This window comes from Fructobacillus fructosus KCTC 3544, from assembly GCF_001438695.1.
Lineage (GTDB): Bacteria > Bacillota > Bacilli > Lactobacillales > Lactobacillaceae > Fructobacillus > Fructobacillus fructosus.
This window is the reverse complement of the sequence record NZ_JQBH01000012.1, coordinates 22,547-40,654: the sequence shown is the minus strand read 5'-3', so window position 1 is coordinate 40,654 and position 18,108 is coordinate 22,547. Positions and strand designations below refer to the sequence as shown.

Here is an 18,108-nt window from a genome sequence, read left to right as displayed (position 1 = left end):
GAGGAGATATGGCAGAAAGTTCTCAAAAAAAAGAATTGTTTTTAGGCGAAAAGTCCCTACATCGAAAGTTTAAGCTGTCAAATCGCATGTTGCTATCCAAGCATCTTTTAATTCTTGGCCAAACTGGTGCCGGAAAGTCAACGTCGGCTAAACAAATCATTAGCCAGTTACAAGAAATGAATCAAATTAATATGGTTTTTGATCCAACTGGTGAATATGGTCGAGATTTGGATAATCGAATTTCATATTGTTTGGCTCAAAATGCTTACATCGATTTATCGTCGCAATCTGCAGAAGAACTGCTGGGAGTACTGGGCCTAAATTGGAATAGCCAACTCACGGAAAAGTTGCAGGCTGCCATAACCTCGCTTAGAATACAGGAACAGCGGCGTGTCCAACCAATGCAACCATTGATTAAGGTGAATTACTCAATGAAGGAGTATCAAGAAGCAGTAAATGGGCTACTCGTGCGCAACCAACATTACGCAATGCAGCTGTTACCAGAACAGTTAGTTCAAGAATTCATTCGCCCCTTCAATGATGAACGGGCGGACTACCGTCTCCTGGGCCAAACAATTGATCATAAGGCGGTGAGCCATTATTGGCCACAAATTCAGGAGTTAGCCCAATTACTTCAGTCAAAACGATTAAACCAGATTTTTGGTTTTAACGATACCGAAAATCAGCAAACACGCTATGATTTGTCATTTATCTTGAAGACTTTCGAAGGTCGTCCAAGTAGGCATCGTTCATTAGTCATTGATTTATCGGAGTTACAACCCTTTCCAGCTATCCAACAACGGGTTATTTCCTTCTTAATGGAACAGCTATTGCAAAACCGTTTAAAATCCGATGCAACCCTTCCCGTTGCTATCTTTTTAGATGAGGTACATCGATATTTGCCTACTAACCAGGCAATCAACGAGAATGGCCTTTTTCATATTTTACGAGAAGGTCGAAAGGTCAATTTAAATTTGGTGGTGTCGACTCAGTCAATGCAGGATTTACCACTGTCTTTGCGCGGTCAGTTTGGTTCGTTACTGATTCACCGGTATCAAGCAACGGACGATCTTGCTGACTTACCTCTTTCAAAACGGTTGTTAGCACATTTACCGAAACTCTCAGTTGGTCAGGCAGTTTTGCTGACACAGCTTGGAAAGCACCATCTATTGAAAATTCAGCAACCAATATAAAATCAAAAGGGACAACGGTTAACCGTTGTCCCTTTTGACTACTGCCATTGAACGATTCGACTCATTAACAAGGTGAGAATGGCTGGAAATAGAATGGCATATTCATTTGTGAGGGGTAAAAGAAGACTGACCAAGAAGGCGCCGATAAAAAATGAAAAAATGACGAGTCCCAAGTCGATGGCACGTTGGCGCATTACGGCATTGCGCCGAATGAAGCCCTCGTAGGCGGCTTCGCTGAGACTCCGTAGGTTGCCAGTCATTAACAGTGGCATGAAAGGTTTTCCCTTTAAAATGCGAAATTCCTGAAGTGCGGCTGCGGCCGCAATAGATAGAATGGCCGTGCCGAAAATATTTGGAATTGACTGACAGATAAGGGCAGAAAGGGTCAGTAACGTTGTCATATACAGCAAGACATATTGTCTTTCCTTATTGATTGAAAAGTTTTTTAAGGTCCGATAATGCTGGAACATCTTGACCATTAAGGTTCCAAGGATGAAAGCAAAGATAGAAAAAGCGTATCGACCGACACTGCCCCAGTGAAGTTGACTCGCGTTGATACCCATTAGGATGATATTCCCAGTTTGGAGTCCAGCAAATACCTGACCGTGCATATGGTAGGAAAAGGCATCAATGGATCCAGCAGTCATGGTTAGTAAGCTGGCAAATAAAACTCGTTCATGGGATGGAAATTGATTTTTTGTCACTTTTCAAGACCTCCGACAAAAGATTATTTTACATTAAAATGTCTGATAAGTCTGAAAAATTTGAAGACTTTGTAATAAAAAAAGATGCCAACATGGCATCTTTTTATTGGATTATTTGTGGTTATATTTCTTGGCCAACCAATCACCAGTCACTTGAACAATTAAGACCATAATCAAGACAAGAATGGTAGCAACCAGGGTTGTATCGTTTGCGAAACGGTTGTATCCATAGGCTACGGCCATGTTACCAAGGCCACCGGCGCCAATGGCACCTGCCATGGCAGTCAAACCAATTAAGGAAATCAGTGTCACCGTTGAAACACGAATAATTTCAGAACGGCCTTCCTTGATGTAGACACCAAAGACGATTTGACTAAATGAGGCGCCAACGGCCTGTGCGGCTTCAACAATGCCACTGTCAACTTCTGAAAGTGCCACTTGGATTTGACGAGCGTAGAAGGGGAAAACGCCTAGTGACAAGGGCACTAAAGCAGCGTTAATCCCAATCTGCGTACCCACAAGTGCCTTAGTAAAGGGCGCAATGAAGGCTAACAAAATGATAAATGGTACAGCTCGGAAAACAGAAACAATTTTGTCAAGAATCCAAAAGATTGTCTTGTTTGGTGTAATACCACGGGGACCGGTTACAACCAAACCAATTCCGAAAATCAAACCCAGCAGGCCACCGAAGACCGCCGACCAGAAAGTCATGAAGAGTGTTTGGAAAATGGCCGTTCCCCAGCCGGTGTCACCACCCCATCCTTGATAGACGACGTTTGGAAATGTTTGTGAAAACCATGTACTCATGCTTGTTCTCCCTTCAAGATGTTAACGGAAACGGATCGTGCGGCTAAGAAGTCTAAAGCGTCCTCAAAGTTGTCTTGTTCACCAGATAGGATAACCAAGAGGGAACCAACTTCCGTTCCCTGAAGTACTTCAACATTGCCATAAAGAATGTTAGCCACGATACCGAAGTGCTGGTAGAGACTAGTAATTAGTGGTTCGTTCGTTGAATTACCAGAGTAGGTCAATTGTGCAAAGACTTGTCCTTCCGGAAGATTCTTGATGGTATCGCTGGCAGTAATTGTTGCGATGGCCTGATCTTGGTTAGTGGCAGTAGCGATGAATTCTTTAGTTAATTCGGCCTGCGGATTGGTAAAGATGTCCAGAGTGGAACCCTTTTCCAATACACGACCATTCTGCATAACGGCAACCTTGTCGGCGATTTCCTTCACGGCATCCATTTCGTGAGTGATTAAGAGGACGGTCAGGTTATACTCATCGTTTAATTTCTTCAGCAATGCTAAGATTTGACGGGTTGTCTTTGGATCTAAGGCTGATGTTGCTTCATCTGAAATTAAGATTTCGGGATCGTTCGCTAGCGCGCGGGCAATCGCCACACGTTGTTTTTGACCACCTGAAAGCTGAGAAGGATACTGCTTAGCCCGGTCTGACAAATCAACTAATTCGAGCAACTTAGCGACTTTTTCCTTCTTGACTGCTTCCTTTTCCTTACTGTTTTCAAGAGCAAAGAGCACGTTGTCTTCCACCGTTCGCTCGTTCAGGAGGTTGAAGTGCTGGAAGATCATACCAATCTTACGGCGCTTTTCCTTCAATTCGTGTCCGGTAATCTTTTGGGCAGCGGTTCTGGCTTCCTTCTTGAAAATGGTTTCGCCGTTGATCGTTACTGAACCGGTGGTTGGCTCTTGCAAAAGGTTAACGGTTCGAACGAGAGTGGACTTTCCGGCACCTGAGTAGCCGACGATTCCGTAGATATCGCCCTTTTCAACGTCGATGGAAACGTCTTGGACGGCATGGATGGTCTTGCCTTTTGGTGTAAAAGTCACGTCAATGTTTTTCAATGAAATAATGGGGGCAGTCATATGCGCCTTCCTTTCAATTCGATTTAATCTTAGTTAAAATTCTTATCCCAAGCGGCTTGTTCCGAATCACCATACTGCTCGTGAATTGCCTGCTTGACTTCCTTAGTTTGGAAGGCCTTAACGACTTCCTGATAGGTCTTGTTGTTCTTGTCCTTTGAGCGAGCAGCAATGATGTTTATCCACATCTTGGCATCCTTGTTCAAAGGTTCTGTGAAAATGGCGTCTTTTAATGAGAGACCGGCAGCCGTTGCATAGTTTCCATTGACAACGACACCCTGTGCATCGCCCAGTGTACGGGCCGTTTGATCGGCAGAAATTTCTTTAATCTTTAAGTTTTTAGGGTTCTTCGTAATATCCTTGGTTGTTTTGAGGTTTGAACCAGATGATAATTCAATTAAACCAGCATTTTTCAAAACATAGAGGGCCCGACTTTCGTTTGATGCATCGTTTGGTACGACAATCGTGTCGCCGTCTTGAAAGTCTGACACTTGATGGTAGGACTTGGAGTAGAGGTGAATGGGGGCGATGAATGTTTGACCAATTGCCTTGAGGTTGGAATGGTTTTTACTATTATAAGCATCCAAGAAGGCGTAGTGCTGGAAGGCGTTCAAATCCACATCGCCATTTTCGAGTGCTTTGTTGGGCTGTGAATAGTCGGTAAAGCGCTTGAATTTCAAATTAATTCCATACTTACTTTTGGCGGTTTTGGACACTTGAGACCAAATGGCATCGTCTTGTTTGTTGGCTGCCATCACACCGATGGTCACTGTCTTCTGTGCCTTTTGGTTTGGTTGCACAAAGGAGAAGTAGCCAAGAACCAAGACCACTAGAAGGACGAGGGCGTTAATGATTTTACTTTTATTAGACATTTTTACGTTTCTTTACTATTATTTTTCGTAACTCGCTAGAATGTTTTTAACGAAAGTCACGTTCTCATCATAGTCCTTTAGACGGATATTTTCATTGGGGGCATGGTCCAATGTGCCAGGGTAGCCAATTCCAAAACCGACAATTGGGGTTTTAGTGGCTTCAAAAGCGTAATTCATTGGGCCGGTACCGGCAGAAGTGGGGATGACGACTGGCTCCTTGTCGTAGGTGCTTTGGCTGAGAGCAATGACGCGCTTGATTTCTGGGTCTGTCATGTCTGAGCGATAACCACCTTGACCAAGTGTCTTTTCGACTTCGATATCGTCAAATCCCTGGTTAACTAAATGATTTTCAATTGCTTTTAGAGTGACATCAGGGTCCATCCCCGGAACGAGGCGGGCCTCAACTTTGGCCGTCGCTTCGGCAGGTAAGACAGTTTTAACACCAGCTCCCTGATAACCAGAAGTAATGCCTTCAATATTCAAGGTTGGCTCAAAGTAGAGGGCCTGTTTCCAATCTTCACCATGCTTGTCAGTTAACAAGGGGGCTTCGATTTGGTTTTTCTTGATAAAGTCTTCCCGTGTCTCTGGAAGGGCGGCAATCAATTCTTTTTCCCGCTGGTTAGGCTTTTTTACTTGATCATAGAAATGAGGAACAAGGATGTGCCCGTCTTGGTCAAAGAAGGTAGCCAGTGCTTGACTCAATCGCCATGCAGCAGAATTAACAACGGCAGCAAGCGATGAATGAAGATCGATACCAGCGGTTTTGGCCTTTAAGTTAAAGGTGACAATGCCCTTGTTTCCACCATCGATGATGGGACGACCATCTTTATCCTTGGAACCGGATTCCCAAATAATGAGGTCTCCTTTGATTTCAGGGTGTTTTTTGAAATAGTCATCAAGGTGCTGTGATGCGGTTTCTTCTGAACCTTCGACAACAAAGAGAATGTTAACGGGTAGTTGCTGATCATGCTCGTCAAGGTATTCGGCCAAAGCCGTCAAGCGGGCGGTTAGGTTCCCCTTATCATCATCGACGCCACGGCCATAAAGGTGACCATCTTTTTCTGTCAAAGTCCAGGGGTCTGAATCCCAAAGGTCGAATGGCTCAGCCGGTTGAACGTCGTAGTGGTTATAAATGATGAGTGTTTTGGCAGCGGGCTGTTGACTTTTGAAGTGGCTAATCACCAGTGGAGCAAAGTAAGTGTCATCAACCGTCGTCTCGCCACCGAGGTCGGTGAGGGCTTTAGCAATCCGGTTGGCCGCTTCTGGCAAGTGTTCACGTTTGGCTGAAACGGAGGGGATGGCAACGAGTTCTTTTAATAGATCTAAATATGTTTGTCGTGCTGTCATGTGTCATTTCCTTTCTGATTTAACTGTTATGTACGTGGGAAAGTCCCACGTTGTTGCTTCTCTTTTTACTCAACTTAATTGAATGAGCGGTCCCAGGCTGGGATAGAAGCATCGCCGTATGCCTTTTTAATGGCTTTCTTAACTGCGTCTGACTGGTATGCCTTAACAAAGTCCTTGTAGAGCTTCTTGTTGGCATCCTTCTTGTTAGCAGCAATGATGTTAACCCACTGTTCGGAATCCTTGTTAAATGGTTCTGTAAAGATGGCTTGCTTTTCAGAAAGCTTAGCTGTTGATGCGTAGTTTTGGTTCACTACGGCACCTTGAACATCGTTAATTGAACGAGCCGTTTGATCTGCTGACAATTCCTTAATGGTCAAGTTCTTAGGGTTCTTCGTGATGTCCTTAACTGTTACTAAGTCACCATCCTTCAAGTCAATCAAACCAGCATACTTCAGAACCTTGAGAGCACGACTTTCGTTTGATGGGTCGTTTGGCACGACGATTGTGTCACCATTTTGGAAGTCGGATACTGACTTGTACTGCGTTGAGTAAAGGTGGATAGGGGAGATTACCGTCTTACCAATGGCCTTGATATCCGTTCCGTTCTTCTTATTGTAGGCGTTCAAGAATGCGTAGTGTTGGAAGGCGTTGACGTCAACGTCGCCACTCGTCAAGGCCTTGTTTGGCTGTGAGTAATCTGTAAAGTACTTAACCTTAACGTTGATACCGTACTTATCCTTTGCCTGTTTTTCAATAACGTCCCACACTTCATCATCTTGCTTGGTTGCAGACATGCGACCAACTGTGATGGTCTTATCTTCTGATGAACCGTGTGATCCAAAACTGAAGTAAGCTGCGGCTGCAACAGCCACGATGGCAATTCCTGAAATAATCCACTTTTTCTTTGACATGATTTTCTCTCCTGGGTGTTTTAGATAACAAAAAAGTCGCCTCTGTTTCCACGTGGAAAAAACAGAAGCGACTTTCGCGTTACCATTCTGAGGTTTTTGTCTAGGATTGCCCCTAGACGACTCACTAACCATCGGGCCGCGGAGAATGATCCTAGCCGAATGGTGTGCCTGGGTAACGTAGGCCAATCCGTCAACTGCTATCGGTAAACCGAGTGACAATTGCCAATCACAGGTCATTTTCTCCGCCGCACGCACGTAACCTCTCACCAACCGGTTACTCTCTACGCTTTGCTTAGCAGATACTTTCCTGATCAACTTGTTTTGTATTGATATCTTGGTGATAATAATACAACCGCGTGGCATTTATGTCAACATAAAAATGAAATTAAAATTAAAAAAATGTTGATGCTAGTCTTTGCACATTAGCTGAATAGGTTATAATGAGCGGACAAGAAAAGGAGTATGGACGATGGATAAATGGGAAGAACTCTATTTGGCAGCGAAGCCTCTGTACAAACCACATGATGTTTCGCCTTTCATCTACGCACAACATGTGGTTACTGCTATCGAAGCTGAGAATGGCGAAATTTTCACTGGTTTTTGTTTTGAAGCAACGGCGGGAGTCTTTCATCTCTGTGCTGAACGTGCGGCTGCTTTTAATATGTTTCAAAACAGTGGACAGACCAAAATTAAACGAATCATGACTTTTCGTGATCATGTACCGGTTAAAGGTGATAGCATGCCTTGTGGTGCCTGTCGTGAATTTCTCCTCCAGCTGGATGTAGCCAATTCCGATATTGAATTCATGGTGGATTATCAAAAGAGAAGTACCGTCACACTGGCTGAATTAATGCCTCATTGGTGGGGTGAGCAGCGGCTGACAAAGGAAGATTAGCAAACATCTTTGAATTTAATGTCATTTTGCTAGTAATCTAGTAATAATGAATGGTAAAAAAGGTCCCAAGAAATTTTACTCGGGACCTTTTTTACTTTTATATTTGATAACTAATCAGCCGTTCGCCACCGTAAAGCGCTCCTGTTCATGGCGTTGATGGAGCAATTCTTGAACCATGGCATAACCCATTGTTCCGGAAGTCGTTTCGGAGGCACCGTTATCGTTACGAAGGGCAAAGTCGGTTCCGGTCAGGATGCTTTCGGACTTTTGACCGGGAACAAAGGAAATGGCTGGTGAAATGCCAAACCAGTTGACGTTGTGGACGTTCCGCAGGAATTCTAATTCATATAGCTGGTTCTCGGGGGTTGCCCGCCATGCTTTGGTACTGTCATCCGAACGGATATTGTCATAAACTAGGCGTTCCTTTGATTGGTCAGCGTAGAGACTACCAGCACCGAGAATAAAAGCAATTCGTGTCTTTTGGTTACGGAACATCGCCACTAGTTTAGTTGCTAAATCAACATGACGATAGGCTTGGTCTGGCGACGTTGAGAAGGCGTCGACAATGACGTCCATGCCGGCGAAGTCATCGGCCGTCAAGCTGAAGGCATCTTTTTCTAGAATTGAAATGGCTGGATACTTTTCCTTTAGCTGTGTCAATTTTTCAACGTTACGGCCGTTAGCAACAACCGTAATACCATTCTTTACTGCTTCGGCAACAATGGCCTCACCTGCCATGCCGGTAGCACCAATAATAAATGTCTTCATTGTCTATCTCCTTCTAATTGTATTTTTTATTAATACGTACTGTACTTCTTAATAATACAACGAACGGTGAACTATCTCAATAGGTAATTAAAAAAGGATGTATACTATTTAAAAACCCGCTAATAGACTTTAATATCAGTGCTTTAGCGGGTTGTTTTTTCTGTTGTAATTTGGGTATAGAAAACAAGTGCAGATGCTAGCTAGTCAAGAGCTTCCGAAAGGAAAATCCTTTTCTTTAACACTGGTATAACACGTTCTTATGAATGTTTTGCTGAATTCTTTTTCTGATAAAAGATGAATCCTAAAATAATCAAAGCTAAAAGGGCATAGTAATATTTTAAGGAGAATAGAAAAAAGAGTAGGCAGAGAATTGCTGCATATGACAAAAACCAGGCGAAACGGAACTTTCCTTTTTCTTCCCAGTTTTGCCACTTGCTAACGTGACGAACTTCGAATTGAAAGGAGCCCCACAGTCGTTTGATAAAGTAGTAAAAAATTGTCAGACGATGGGCACCGTTACAGAATAACAATAAAAAGACAGCCGTAATATCCTTTGTTAAGCCATAGAGAACCATTAGACAAATGCCCAAAAGATAGGCCAATTGATTATTTTGGTTTGTACATTCTTCCTTAGTCATGAAATGAATGATTCCTTTCGTAGGGAAATACTCAAATAAAAGCCTATCATGAATTTTATTTGATGAACAATGCTTGCCTTTCTTATTGCAGTTGATATAATAATGGTAACAACTCATTCCTGAGGGAGTAACTGGCGACCTAGTCGTTGTTGAGTACCGTCAAACCGAGGTGATTATACCTTTTATCGCGCTTAGGCGCCGGCTCAACATTAAACAGCGAGACTTATGAGAGTAGGATTTTTCCTACTTCCATAGGTCTCTTTTTCTTTATCAGGAAGAAGAATAAAGGAGAGAAAGTTGAAAAAGTCATTTTACCAAATTGATCAGAAACAGTTGGCAGAGGACTTGCAAACCAATTTGAAGCAGGGATTGGCTGTGCAGGAAGCGAAGCAACGCTTCGAAAAGAACGGTGCCAACACGCTGACGGCAAAAAAGAAAAAGTCGTTATTTGCTAAATTTGTTGACCAGTTTAAAGACTTGATGATTGGGATTCTGCTGGCTGCAGCCTTTGTAGCCGCTTTAACTGGTGAACAAACCGACGCCCTCTTTATTTTGGCTATTGTAATTATCAACGCCATCTTTGGTGTTTTCCAAGAGTCTAAGTCAGAAAACGCCATTGACGCTTTAAAGAAGATGGCGACACCAAAGGCAACGGTTATCCGTGGTGGTCAACCAGAACAGGTACCGGCCACTGATTTGGTAGTTGGTGATTTGGTTTCGTTGGAAGCGGGCGACATTGTGCCAGCCGACTTACGTTTGGTTGACGTAGCCAACTTGCGTGTCGAAGAGGCGGCCTTGACCGGGGAATCGGTACCGGTTGAAAAGACGGACAAGACTTTGACAGAGGACAAGTTGCCATTGGGCGACCAAGATAACCTAGCCTTCATGAACGCTCACGTTGTTTATGGACGTGCGCTTGGTATTGTGGTGGCAACAGGAATGCAAACCGAAGTGGGAAAGATTGCCGGGGCTTTGCAAGGGCAAGACGAAACGAAGACACCACTCCAGGAAAACTTGAAGTCCTTGTCGAAGGTGTTGACTTACTTGATCTTGGCGATTGCAGCACTGACTTTTGTTATTGGTTACTTTACTCAGAACATGCCAATCATTGATTTGATTTTGACGGCTATCTCATTGGCTGTGGCAGCCATTCCAGAAGGATTACCCGCCATCGTGACAATCACTTTGGCCCTTGGAACGGCTCGCATGGCGAAAAAAGCAGCGCTTGTCCGTAAATTGCCAGCCGTCGAAACGCTGGGCTCAACCGACATCATCGGTTCTGACAAAACGGGAACGTTAACACAGAATAAGATGACGGTCGAAAAAGTTGTCTTAAATGGGCAGGTTGTTGACTTAGCTGAGGAAAACCCCTTCGATTCGGCTCACTTATCAAAGCCAGCCGCCATTCTGGGCGACATCATGACGTTGAACAACGATAGTCAATTGACGGCCGAAGGATTGGTGGGGGATCCGACAGAAACGGCCCTAATCGACTTTAATGAAAAGTACCGCCCTGATCGACTTGAGGCCCTGCGTGGCCAAGAACGACTACAAGAAATTCCATTCGACTCAGAGCGTAAGCTGATGACAACCATCTATGAAGCGGGGGACGCCTACCAAGTCACGGTGAAAGGGGCACCTGATTCAATCCTTGCTCGAGTCGATTCGGTTTTGGAAAATGGCGAGGTTCGTCCGTTCACTAAAGAAGATTTGGCCCATTATCAGACCGTTAATGGTCAGTTGGCTGATCAAGCCCTCCGTGTTTTGGCCCTTGCCGAAAAGTCGCTGAAAACTTTGCCACAAGAAGCCAAAAGCGATGAAATGGAAACTGGCTTAACGTTGGTTGGTTTTGTTGCCATGATTGATCCGGAACGTCCAGAAGTGAAGGATTCGGTTGCTCAGGCTAAGGCGGCCGGGATAAGACCAATGATGATCACGGGTGACCATCCCCAAACCGCCGCTGCGATTGCCGATCGTCTGGGCATCTTGGATAAGAATGATGACCGCGAAAAGACGGTGATGACGGGTGCTGCCCTGGATGAATTGTCAGATGAAGTCTTTGATAAACGTGTTGAAGATGTCAAGGTTTATGCTCGTGTGGCTCCTGCCCATAAGGTCCGCATCGTCCAAGCTTGGCAGAAAAAGGGAAAAGTCGTTGCCATGACCGGAGACGGTGTGAACGATGCCCCTGCCTTGAAAGCAGCCGACATTGGGGTGGCCATGGGAATCACTGGAACTGAAGTGTCCAAGGAAGCGGCCGACATGGTGTTGGCTGATGATAACTTCTCGACGATTGTGTCGGCCGTGAAGGAAGGCCGGAAGGTCTTTGCCAATATCCAAAAGGCCTTGCAGTATCTGCTGGCCTCGAACTTAGCCGAAGTTATCGCCATCTTCATGATGACGCTTCTTGGCTGGGAGGTTTTGGCGCCCGTCATGATTTTGTGGATTAACCTAGTGACGGATACCATGCCGGCCATCGCTCTTGGCTTGGAACCAGCTCAGAAAAACATTATGCAGCAAAAGCCAAGGGGCAAGACGGCGAACTTCTTATCTGGTGGTGTTGGCCCTGCCATTCTCTGGCAGGGAATCTTACAGGCTGTCATCGTCTTATCGGTTTACGGTTTCGCCTTGGCCTTCCCAGATCATTCCGGAACGGCTTTGATCCACGGCGATGCTTTGACGATGGCCTTCATGACCCTAGGTTTGATGCAAATGTTTAATGCCGTTAACGTGAAGTCCGTTTACCAATCGCAGTTGAATGCTTCGACTTTTAAAAACCACTTCTTCAACGGCGCGTTGCTCTTCTCACTGATTGCCATGATGGCGGTCGTGGTCATTGAGCCATTGAATCCTATTTTCCACGTGACAAATCTAGATCCTTATCAGTGGTTTATTGTGATTGGCGCTTCCATTGCTATCATTGTGATTGTGGAACTGGTAAAATGGGTTCAACGAACATTTTTTAATCGAGGATAAGACATTGGCAAAATTTAACCCCAAGCAAACACAATACTACGTGCAGACTTTGCAAGAAGTTTTGCAGAACACTCAAGATACGGCGGACCACGTGGCGCCTTTCTTCGTCAAGTTAGACGAAGCGAAGCAGGCCGGCAAAGTCGCTGAGATGGACAAGGCCGAATTTGGTGAAATTAAAGCTGAATTTGACGACGCCGTTTCTGCTTACCAAAAGAACGCTCAGACCTTAGCTGGTCTGAAGGTGCCCGTTCGATTTATGGGCGTTCACACCATTATGGCCAAGGCTTACAAGGACTATGCCGCAGCAACAGCCATGATGGCAGATGCATTGAACGAAAAGGATCAGACGATTAACGAAGCTGACTTTGCTCAATCTGAAAAAGATCAAGAGACTTTCTTAACGAAGATTCAAGCACAGGTCGCCAAGATTTTTGGTGCCTAATTGAAGGAAAAGGCCGGATAAATGTCCGGCCTTTTTTTAGTGATTTAGTGGTTAGTGGTACTTTTTTCATGTTAGGTTACTAGGGGAATAACAAAAAAAGCAGACCTTAGGTCTGCTTTTTGCTTACCGAAAATTAGCGATTCGGTCTCTTTGAAATTAAGAAGAGAATGCAGGCAAGAATGACTGCAATGAAAGGTAATGTTTTGATAATCGTATCAATTGATTTTCGGTTGTTATTGGTCGTTAGATACTTCGCTGATTTTGGTGTTTCATTTTCAACAGCCGCTGAGTCCGAGTTCGCGTTTGGGACATCGTGATTACTATTCTTTGATGCCGACTGTGAGGAACCGTTAGTCATGTCAGACTTTTCTGAATCCGCGGATTGCTCGGGCGTTTCTTGCATTTCAGGGATAGCTGGAATAGTAGGTGTACCCGGTTGTTCACTAGGTACAGGGGTAGTCGAAGAGGCGGCTGTGTCTGGTTCAACTGGTTGTCTAGCAATACCAGCTATTGTCGATTGCTCAGGCACTAGCGGTGTTTCAGGTTGGACAGGTTGTTCAGGCACTTCTGGTTTCTCAGGATGTGCCGGTTGTTCGGGAGTTACCGGCGTTTCCGGTTGAACGGGTTGATCAGGAGCGGCTGGTAGCTCAGGTTGAACGGGTTGTTCGGGTGTGACTGGTATCACGGGTTGAACCGGATTTACAGGTATAGCAGGTACTTCGGGAGCAACCGGTACTTCAGGAGCAACCGGTGTATCAGGTGTAACAGGTTGTTGCGGTTCAATTGGACTTGTTGGCACATCCTGTGGAGCGGGTTTATTTGGCTCAACCGGGTGTGGTGTGTTCGGAACTACTGGTTTATTTGGTTCAACCGGTTGTGGTGTGTTCGGAACTACTGGTTTATCCGGCTGCACCGGCGGTTCGGGTGTGACTGGCACAACCGGTTGGTCGGGCAAAACAGGCGGTGTTGGGGTAGTTGGCTTATCCGGCTTTACAGGGGGAGTTGGTTCATTCTTTTTCTCGTACACTACAACCAAGCTTTCTTGTTGATCCTCGTCGGAATCCGTGAGCTTGGGTGCTTCAGTTTTGATTTCCTGAACAGACTGTCCATTTAAAGTCGGCTGATCATACTGATTCTTTATAGAAGAAGGAATCGTGACAGCGTTGAATAGGTTGTCAGAAACATTTACCGGCTGCCAAGCACCGTATTCGACTGTTCCGTTTGCTAAGTTTGAACGAACCGTTCGCGTGTAGTTGACGCGCTGGGTTGTATCTTCAGCAATTGTTTGACCATCCTCATTTTGATAATGAATGGTGCGCATGACGCTTTTGTGTTGAGTTGACGTGCGAACAATGCCGTCATAGACAACAGTGATAACTTGGTTTTTATACTGACCACCTGCATCAGGGATTGGCATTTCAGGGTCAATCTCGCTGATTGGTTCCCCGTTTAACTGAGGGTTTTGATAGCGACCGTCAATTGTTTGAGGAAGGAAGATGGCACTAAATTCGTTTAAGGACGATTCGTCTAGCATCCACTCAGAATAAATTACCTCTCCCGACACCAAGTTCTTGGTAACCGTCCGGTGGTAGTTGATGGTTTGAACAGTATCTTTTTTGATTGCTCGACCATCGTGGTTCTGGTAGTGAATGGTACGTGAAATTGATTGATGCTCCGTTGCAACCTCTGTTTGATCAGCATAGACCACCGTGAGAATTTCACTTTGGTTATTCTGATCGTCGAGCGTTGGCAGCGAACCGGTAATCGTTTGGACTGCCCTTCCATTCAACGTTGGTATGCAGTACTTATTGTCAATCGTTTGAGGGAGTTGTACTGTCTTAAACTGTTGGTCGTTTGCAGAATCAGCCTGCCAATTAGAGTACGTGACTTGGCCAGTCACTAAATTGGTGCTGGCTGTTCGATGAAAGTGAAGGGTTTCAACACGATCATCCTTAATTTTTTGACCAGCTTGATTTTGGTACTTGATGGTGCGGGTGACTTGCTTATTTTGGGTGGTACTCTCACTGCCATCCGCGTAGACGATGTTCACTGCTAGCGTTTGAGAGCTATTGTTGTCTAGGGATGGTTGGAGACGCTCGACAGTGGTTACTGATTGGCCGTTGAGCGTTGGTTTTTGATAGCGGTTGTTATCCAGTGTTTGGGCAATGGTAACAGCTTCAAAAGCTGAATCGGAATCGCCATCAGCTACCCAGTTGCCGTATTGGGCATAGTCAGTACCCGGTAAAGTCGTCTTCGTGCGGTGAAAGTGAAGCGTTTGCGTTATCGGTGTGGTGCCCTCAATTTGTTGACCTCGGGCATCAACCTGATTGATTGTTCGGGTAACCGTTTTTTGCTCGGTTTGTGTAGCTAATGTTCCCCAAACATACCAATCAGCAGTTTGCTTACCGGTGTTGAAGAGACTTTGGTAATCTGCAGTGGAAAGAATGTTTCCCTTTGGATTAACTAACGTACCACCGTTGACCGCCATAATGGTTGAATAGCGGTCGCCAAGATCGGCATTGTTATCAAAATGAGCTTCTGGTAACTTGACGTTAATCAGTTGGCCGTTGCCAATTTGATCAAACATCATTTTCATGCTAGTCACATGTGTTGTATTAAAGGAAGAAATGTTCAGCGAAGAAAGAGAAGACGATGCCCGGAACATATAGTCCATAACCGTCACGTTACTGGTATCCCAAGAACGAAGGTCAAGTGACTTTAGATTACGCATCCAACTGAACATATCCGACATGTTCGTGACTTTTCCGGTGTTAAAATTGGAAACATCAAGGCTTGAGACGCCAATGCCGTTGAACATGACCATCATGTTGGTCACGTTTGCCGTATTAAAGCGGCTAACGTTTAGGGAACTGGGTGCCTTATCTCCCGTAAACATCCAGGACATGTCCGTGACTTTGTCCGTGTTCCAAGTCGACAGGTCGAGCGAAGTCAACGCATAATCACTGTTAAACATGGCGTTCATACTTGTCACTTGACTAGTATCTATCTTGTCGAGGCCAGTAATGTCTTGTAAATACACCAATTGCGCAAACAAATTCGTTGAATCTGCCGGTGCCTGAACACGTTCGGTGAAGACAATATGCTTCAGATGTGGGAATTGCTTACTCAAGCGACTGGTGCTGGCCGTTGGCAGCGTACCACCGCTAGTAAAGGTTAGCGTATCAGTAGAAGTATCATAGGTGTATGAAACTTGTCCAAAGGTTGTATGACTATCGGCGCTCACAAAAGAAGCGCTGCCGGGGAGAGCGTGACTAGCAGCCTCAGGCATGGCCAAGGAAGCACCAAACAGTGTTAAGGAAGTTAGGGACAAGACAACCCAGTTCTTTTTAACCTTATGCAACACTTTTCGTTCTTTATTTTGATAATTAAATGGTGATTGATGATTCATCATATGAATCACTCCTTTTGGAATCAGTTCAAATTTTTTAGTAAATTAGAATATACAGTCAAAGTAATTGTAACATTAGAAAAGGTGAAGATTAGGTTCTCACTCTTTAATTATACATTTTTTATCATTTTGAGCAGAAAGTATTATTTTAGACTGAATGGGTGGAATTTGCAATTAGTCTTTAGGTGAAGTGGTTAAATTATTTTTCCAGATGGTGTTTTTTGACAGGAATCGTAACTGCCATCCAGGGAGTACTTCATTAAAAGAAAAAAGGTCGGAACAATTTGTTCGGACCTTTTTATGAATTGATTTTGGCTTTCATTCTGTCGATAAGGCCATTCTTTTTTGTTAATAGAATCGTAAGCAAACCGAGCAGGCTCCCAACCGCTGCTGATGGCAGGAAGAAAGGAATTAGTTGTGCCCAATTGCCTGCCTTCATGCCATAGAATGTCACCATGAATGGGTAAGAAAGTAGGGCTCCCAAAATACCTGAGCCAACCATTTCACCGATGGCAAGTAAATAAACATTTTTTGTTTTTCGATAGAGATATCCAGCGAGTAGTGGACCGATGATCCCACCGGTAATGGCCATGATGGTTCGACCAGACAGCATGCGTAAAGAGCCACATATAAGGGCAGCAGCCATCCCGTACCAAGGTCCGAGCAGATAAACGGCCAAAACATTGACGAAGTGTTGGAAGGGGGCCATTGCTGGAAAGACGACGGCTGTGTTCAAAACATAGGCCAAAGCAGCAAGAATAGCGGTTGCCATCATTTTTTTTAGTGATAAACGTTTTTTCATGTTGTGATTCCTTTACTGTTCCAAATGAGTGATGTAAGAAGCTTTGAATATAGAAGGAATCATGCCGAAATAGCCCTCCTTTCTGGTCTTTTTATCCACAAAAAAAGACGCCTGAAAAGGCGTCCATATCAACGTGGGAAATTCCTACGACGGCATGATCCGTATCAGGTCAATGGGTCGGTAATCGATTACCCTCTCAGCCCGTCACACGGACTCCCCAAAGATTATTTTAGCAGGAAAAAGAAGTGTTGACTATCTAAAATAATGTAGCACCTTTTCTAACACTTCCTTAGTAAAGTAGCCCTCACTGATGCGCTTTTGGAAGAGACGACTATTTTCTTGGAAAGTTAGGTAATCAGCTGGTCGAACTACTCCAACCAATTTAGTTAGATCTGAAAGATTGTCAATGGTCATACCAAGTTGGTTGGCCCTCACGATGTCGCCTAGGTAGGATTGAGACCAAGCAATCAGTGGTAATCCGGCTTTTAAATAAAGGGAAGCTTTGTGTGGCGCGTTGACTTTGGTGTAAGATTGAAAAAATTTATCCTCATAGTCTGAGTCCCAAAGAAGGCCGAAACCAGATGAAAAAGCCGTTGTGATTTCTTCGGGATCAAAGGAACCAACCCAGTTAATGCTTTTTGGTAGGACAAGGTCCTTCCAGCGTTTGGGGCGAGAGCCGAAAAGATTCAGCTTGGGGCCTTGATAATGTTGGAGCCATGGGGCTTTTTGCCAAGTACCAGCGTAGTTAATTTCCTTTTTAAAAATTGGGTTCAGTGCTGGCGTTGGCCCTAAGTAGTCGAAGAGTTGAATGGTTTCCATAGGTGTGGTCACTCCGTGTTGCTGCAAAGTCGAGGCCATTGGTTGACTGTGGGCGATAATCAGATCAGCACACTGTGCCAACTCCCATTCCCAGGCATGTTCACGGCTGACTCGTAATGGTTCGAAGTCGTGGATGAGTAGCACGTACTTTGCCTCCCTTTGTTGAATGGCTCGTTGAAAGTCTTGTTCAAAAGCTTGCGACATATAGGTTGGAAATTGGTGAACAACGATATCGTTTTTACCGACTTTGTCGAGAAAGGTATGGATTTTTTGGTGACGGATTTCAGCTGAGAAGCGGGCATCGTTATAGCGTTCGATGCTGAGTCGCTGCCAACCAACGGATTCCCCTATTTTGGCAATGTCTTCCTTAGCCTTCAAAGCGCCGGCTGGCATCCAGGGTTCGATTGTGTGGGTGATGTATGGCATGATAATTAACTCGCTTTATTGAATAG

At 44.7% G+C, this 18,108-nt stretch carries 15 protein-coding genes and 1 riboswitch; of the genes, 4 read left to right on the top strand and 11 right to left on the bottom strand.

Going from position 1 to position 18,108, the window contains the following annotated elements; genetic code table 11:
- Positions 1 to 8: 8 nt before the first annotated feature.
- Positions 9 to 1,193: an ATP-binding protein gene (locus IV71_RS06280; RefSeq protein WP_010692130.1), complete on the top strand. Its 1,185-nt coding sequence runs from the start codon at positions 9 to 11 to the stop codon at positions 1,191 to 1,193.
- Between the two features lie 38 nt (positions 1,194 to 1,231).
- Here IV71_RS06280 and IV71_RS06275 read toward each other — a convergent pair whose 3' ends face one another.
- From IV71_RS06275 to IV71_RS06250, 6 genes are all read right to left on the bottom strand, one after another.
- On the bottom strand, positions 1,232 to 1,897 hold the full coding sequence (locus IV71_RS06275; protein ID WP_010692129.1) for a YoaK family protein: 666 nt from the start codon (positions 1,895 to 1,897) through the stop codon (positions 1,232 to 1,234).
- Between the two features lie 111 nt (positions 1,898 to 2,008).
- Complete coding sequence (locus IV71_RS06270) at positions 2,009 to 2,704, bottom strand: methionine ABC transporter permease (RefSeq protein ID WP_010692128.1); 696 nt, start codon at positions 2,702 to 2,704, stop codon at positions 2,009 to 2,011.
- A complete protein-coding gene (locus IV71_RS06265) occupies positions 2,701 to 3,780 on the bottom strand; it encodes a methionine ABC transporter ATP-binding protein (protein ID WP_010692127.1) in 1,080 nt (359 codons plus the stop codon). The genes IV71_RS06270 and IV71_RS06265 overlap by 4 nt, the downstream gene beginning before the upstream one ends.
- A gap of 29 nt (positions 3,781 to 3,809) precedes the next feature.
- Entirely contained in the window at positions 3,810 to 4,649 is an 840-nt protein-coding gene (locus tag IV71_RS06260) for a MetQ/NlpA family ABC transporter substrate-binding protein (RefSeq protein ID WP_010692126.1), read from the bottom strand.
- Between the two features lie 18 nt (positions 4,650 to 4,667).
- Positions 4,668 to 5,996, bottom strand: coding sequence for a M20/M25/M40 family metallo-hydrolase (locus tag IV71_RS06255; protein WP_010692125.1), 1,329 nt, complete (start codon positions 5,994 to 5,996; stop codon positions 4,668 to 4,670).
- Positions 5,997 to 6,070: 74 nt separating this feature from the next.
- Positions 6,071 to 6,907: a MetQ/NlpA family ABC transporter substrate-binding protein gene (locus IV71_RS06250; protein ID WP_010692124.1), complete on the bottom strand. Its 837-nt coding sequence runs from the start codon at positions 6,905 to 6,907 to the stop codon at positions 6,071 to 6,073.
- A 469-nt stretch (positions 6,908 to 7,376) separates the two neighbouring features.
- Here IV71_RS06250 and IV71_RS06245 point away from each other — a divergent pair, with 469 nt between their 5' ends.
- The gene (locus IV71_RS06245; protein ID WP_010692123.1) at positions 7,377 to 7,802 is read left to right on the top strand and encodes a cytidine deaminase family protein; all 426 of its coding nucleotides are present in this window, start codon (positions 7,377 to 7,379) and stop codon (positions 7,800 to 7,802) included.
- 114 nt (positions 7,803 to 7,916) lie between these two features.
- On the opposite strand, the gene IV71_RS06240 is transcribed toward IV71_RS06245, so the two are convergent.
- On the bottom strand, positions 7,917 to 8,570 hold the full coding sequence (locus tag IV71_RS06240; RefSeq protein WP_010692122.1) for an NAD(P)-dependent oxidoreductase: 654 nt from the start codon (positions 8,568 to 8,570) through the stop codon (positions 7,917 to 7,919).
- 257 nt (positions 8,571 to 8,827) lie between these two features.
- On the bottom strand, positions 8,828 to 9,208 hold the full coding sequence (locus tag IV71_RS06235) for a hypothetical protein (RefSeq protein ID WP_010692121.1): 381 nt from the start codon (positions 9,206 to 9,208) through the stop codon (positions 8,828 to 8,830).
- A gap of 297 nt (positions 9,209 to 9,505) precedes the next feature.
- On the opposite strand from IV71_RS06235, the gene IV71_RS06230 reads away from it, so the two are divergent.
- Complete coding sequence (locus tag IV71_RS06230) at positions 9,506 to 12,184, top strand: calcium-translocating P-type ATPase, PMCA-type (RefSeq protein ID WP_056995044.1); 2,679 nt, start codon at positions 9,506 to 9,508, stop codon at positions 12,182 to 12,184.
- Between the two features lie 4 nt (positions 12,185 to 12,188).
- On the top strand, positions 12,189 to 12,626 hold the full coding sequence (locus IV71_RS06225; protein ID WP_029489939.1) for a hypothetical protein: 438 nt from the start codon (positions 12,189 to 12,191) through the stop codon (positions 12,624 to 12,626).
- A 133-nt stretch (positions 12,627 to 12,759) separates the two neighbouring features.
- Here IV71_RS06225 and IV71_RS06220 read toward each other — a convergent pair whose 3' ends face one another.
- From IV71_RS06220 to IV71_RS06210, 3 genes are all read right to left on the bottom strand, one after another.
- Positions 12,760 to 16,038, bottom strand: coding sequence for a mucin-binding protein (locus tag IV71_RS06220; RefSeq protein ID WP_056995043.1), 3,279 nt, complete (start codon positions 16,036 to 16,038; stop codon positions 12,760 to 12,762).
- A 295-nt stretch (positions 16,039 to 16,333) separates the two neighbouring features.
- Positions 16,334 to 16,837: an energy coupling factor transporter S component ThiW gene (gene thiW / locus IV71_RS06215; protein ID WP_056995042.1), complete on the bottom strand. Its 504-nt coding sequence runs from the start codon at positions 16,835 to 16,837 to the stop codon at positions 16,334 to 16,336.
- A 126-nt stretch (positions 16,838 to 16,963) separates the two neighbouring features.
- A riboswitch (TPP riboswitch) is annotated at positions 16,964 to 17,067 on the bottom strand.
- A 22-nt stretch (positions 17,068 to 17,089) separates the two neighbouring features.
- Positions 17,090 to 18,082 (bottom strand): sugar transferase, encoded by a 993-nt coding sequence (locus IV71_RS06210; RefSeq protein ID WP_010692116.1) that lies wholly within the window; start codon positions 18,080 to 18,082, stop codon positions 17,090 to 17,092.
- Between the last annotated feature and the right edge of the window lie 26 nt (positions 18,083 to 18,108).

Excerpts from the sequence above, each read along its gene's own strand:
- IV71_RS06255 (WP_010692125.1), bottom strand. The coding sequence starts at position 5,996 with ATGACAGCACGACAAACATATTTAGATCTATTAAAAGAACTCGTTGCC.
- IV71_RS06220 (WP_056995043.1), bottom strand. The coding sequence starts at position 16,038 with ATGATGAATCATCAATCACCATTTAATTATCAAAATAAAGAACGAAAA.
- IV71_RS06280 (WP_010692130.1), top strand. The coding sequence starts at position 9 with ATGGCAGAAAGTTCTCAAAAAAAAGAATTGTTTTTAGGCGAAAAGTCC.
- IV71_RS06210 (WP_010692116.1), bottom strand. The coding sequence starts at position 18,082 with ATGCCATACATCACCCACACAATCGAACCCTGGATGCCAGCCGGCGCT.
- IV71_RS06270 (WP_010692128.1), bottom strand. The coding sequence starts at position 2,704 with ATGAGTACATGGTTTTCACAAACATTTCCAAACGTCGTCTATCAAGGA.
- IV71_RS06235 (WP_010692121.1), bottom strand. The coding sequence starts at position 9,208 with ATGACTAAGGAAGAATGTACAAACCAAAATAATCAATTGGCCTATCTT.
- IV71_RS06260 (WP_010692126.1), bottom strand. The coding sequence starts at position 4,649 with ATGTCTAATAAAAGTAAAATCATTAACGCCCTCGTCCTTCTAGTGGTC.
- IV71_RS06250 (WP_010692124.1), bottom strand. The coding sequence starts at position 6,907 with ATGTCAAAGAAAAAGTGGATTATTTCAGGAATTGCCATCGTGGCTGTT.
- IV71_RS06265 (WP_010692127.1), bottom strand. The coding sequence starts at position 3,780 with ATGACTGCCCCCATTATTTCATTGAAAAACATTGACGTGACTTTTACA.
- thiW (WP_056995042.1), bottom strand. The coding sequence starts at position 16,837 with ATGAAAAAACGTTTATCACTAAAAAAAATGATGGCAACCGCTATTCTT.
- IV71_RS06240 (WP_010692122.1), bottom strand. The coding sequence starts at position 8,570 with ATGAAGACATTTATTATTGGTGCTACCGGCATGGCAGGTGAGGCCATT.
- IV71_RS06245 (WP_010692123.1), top strand. The coding sequence starts at position 7,377 with ATGGATAAATGGGAAGAACTCTATTTGGCAGCGAAGCCTCTGTACAAA.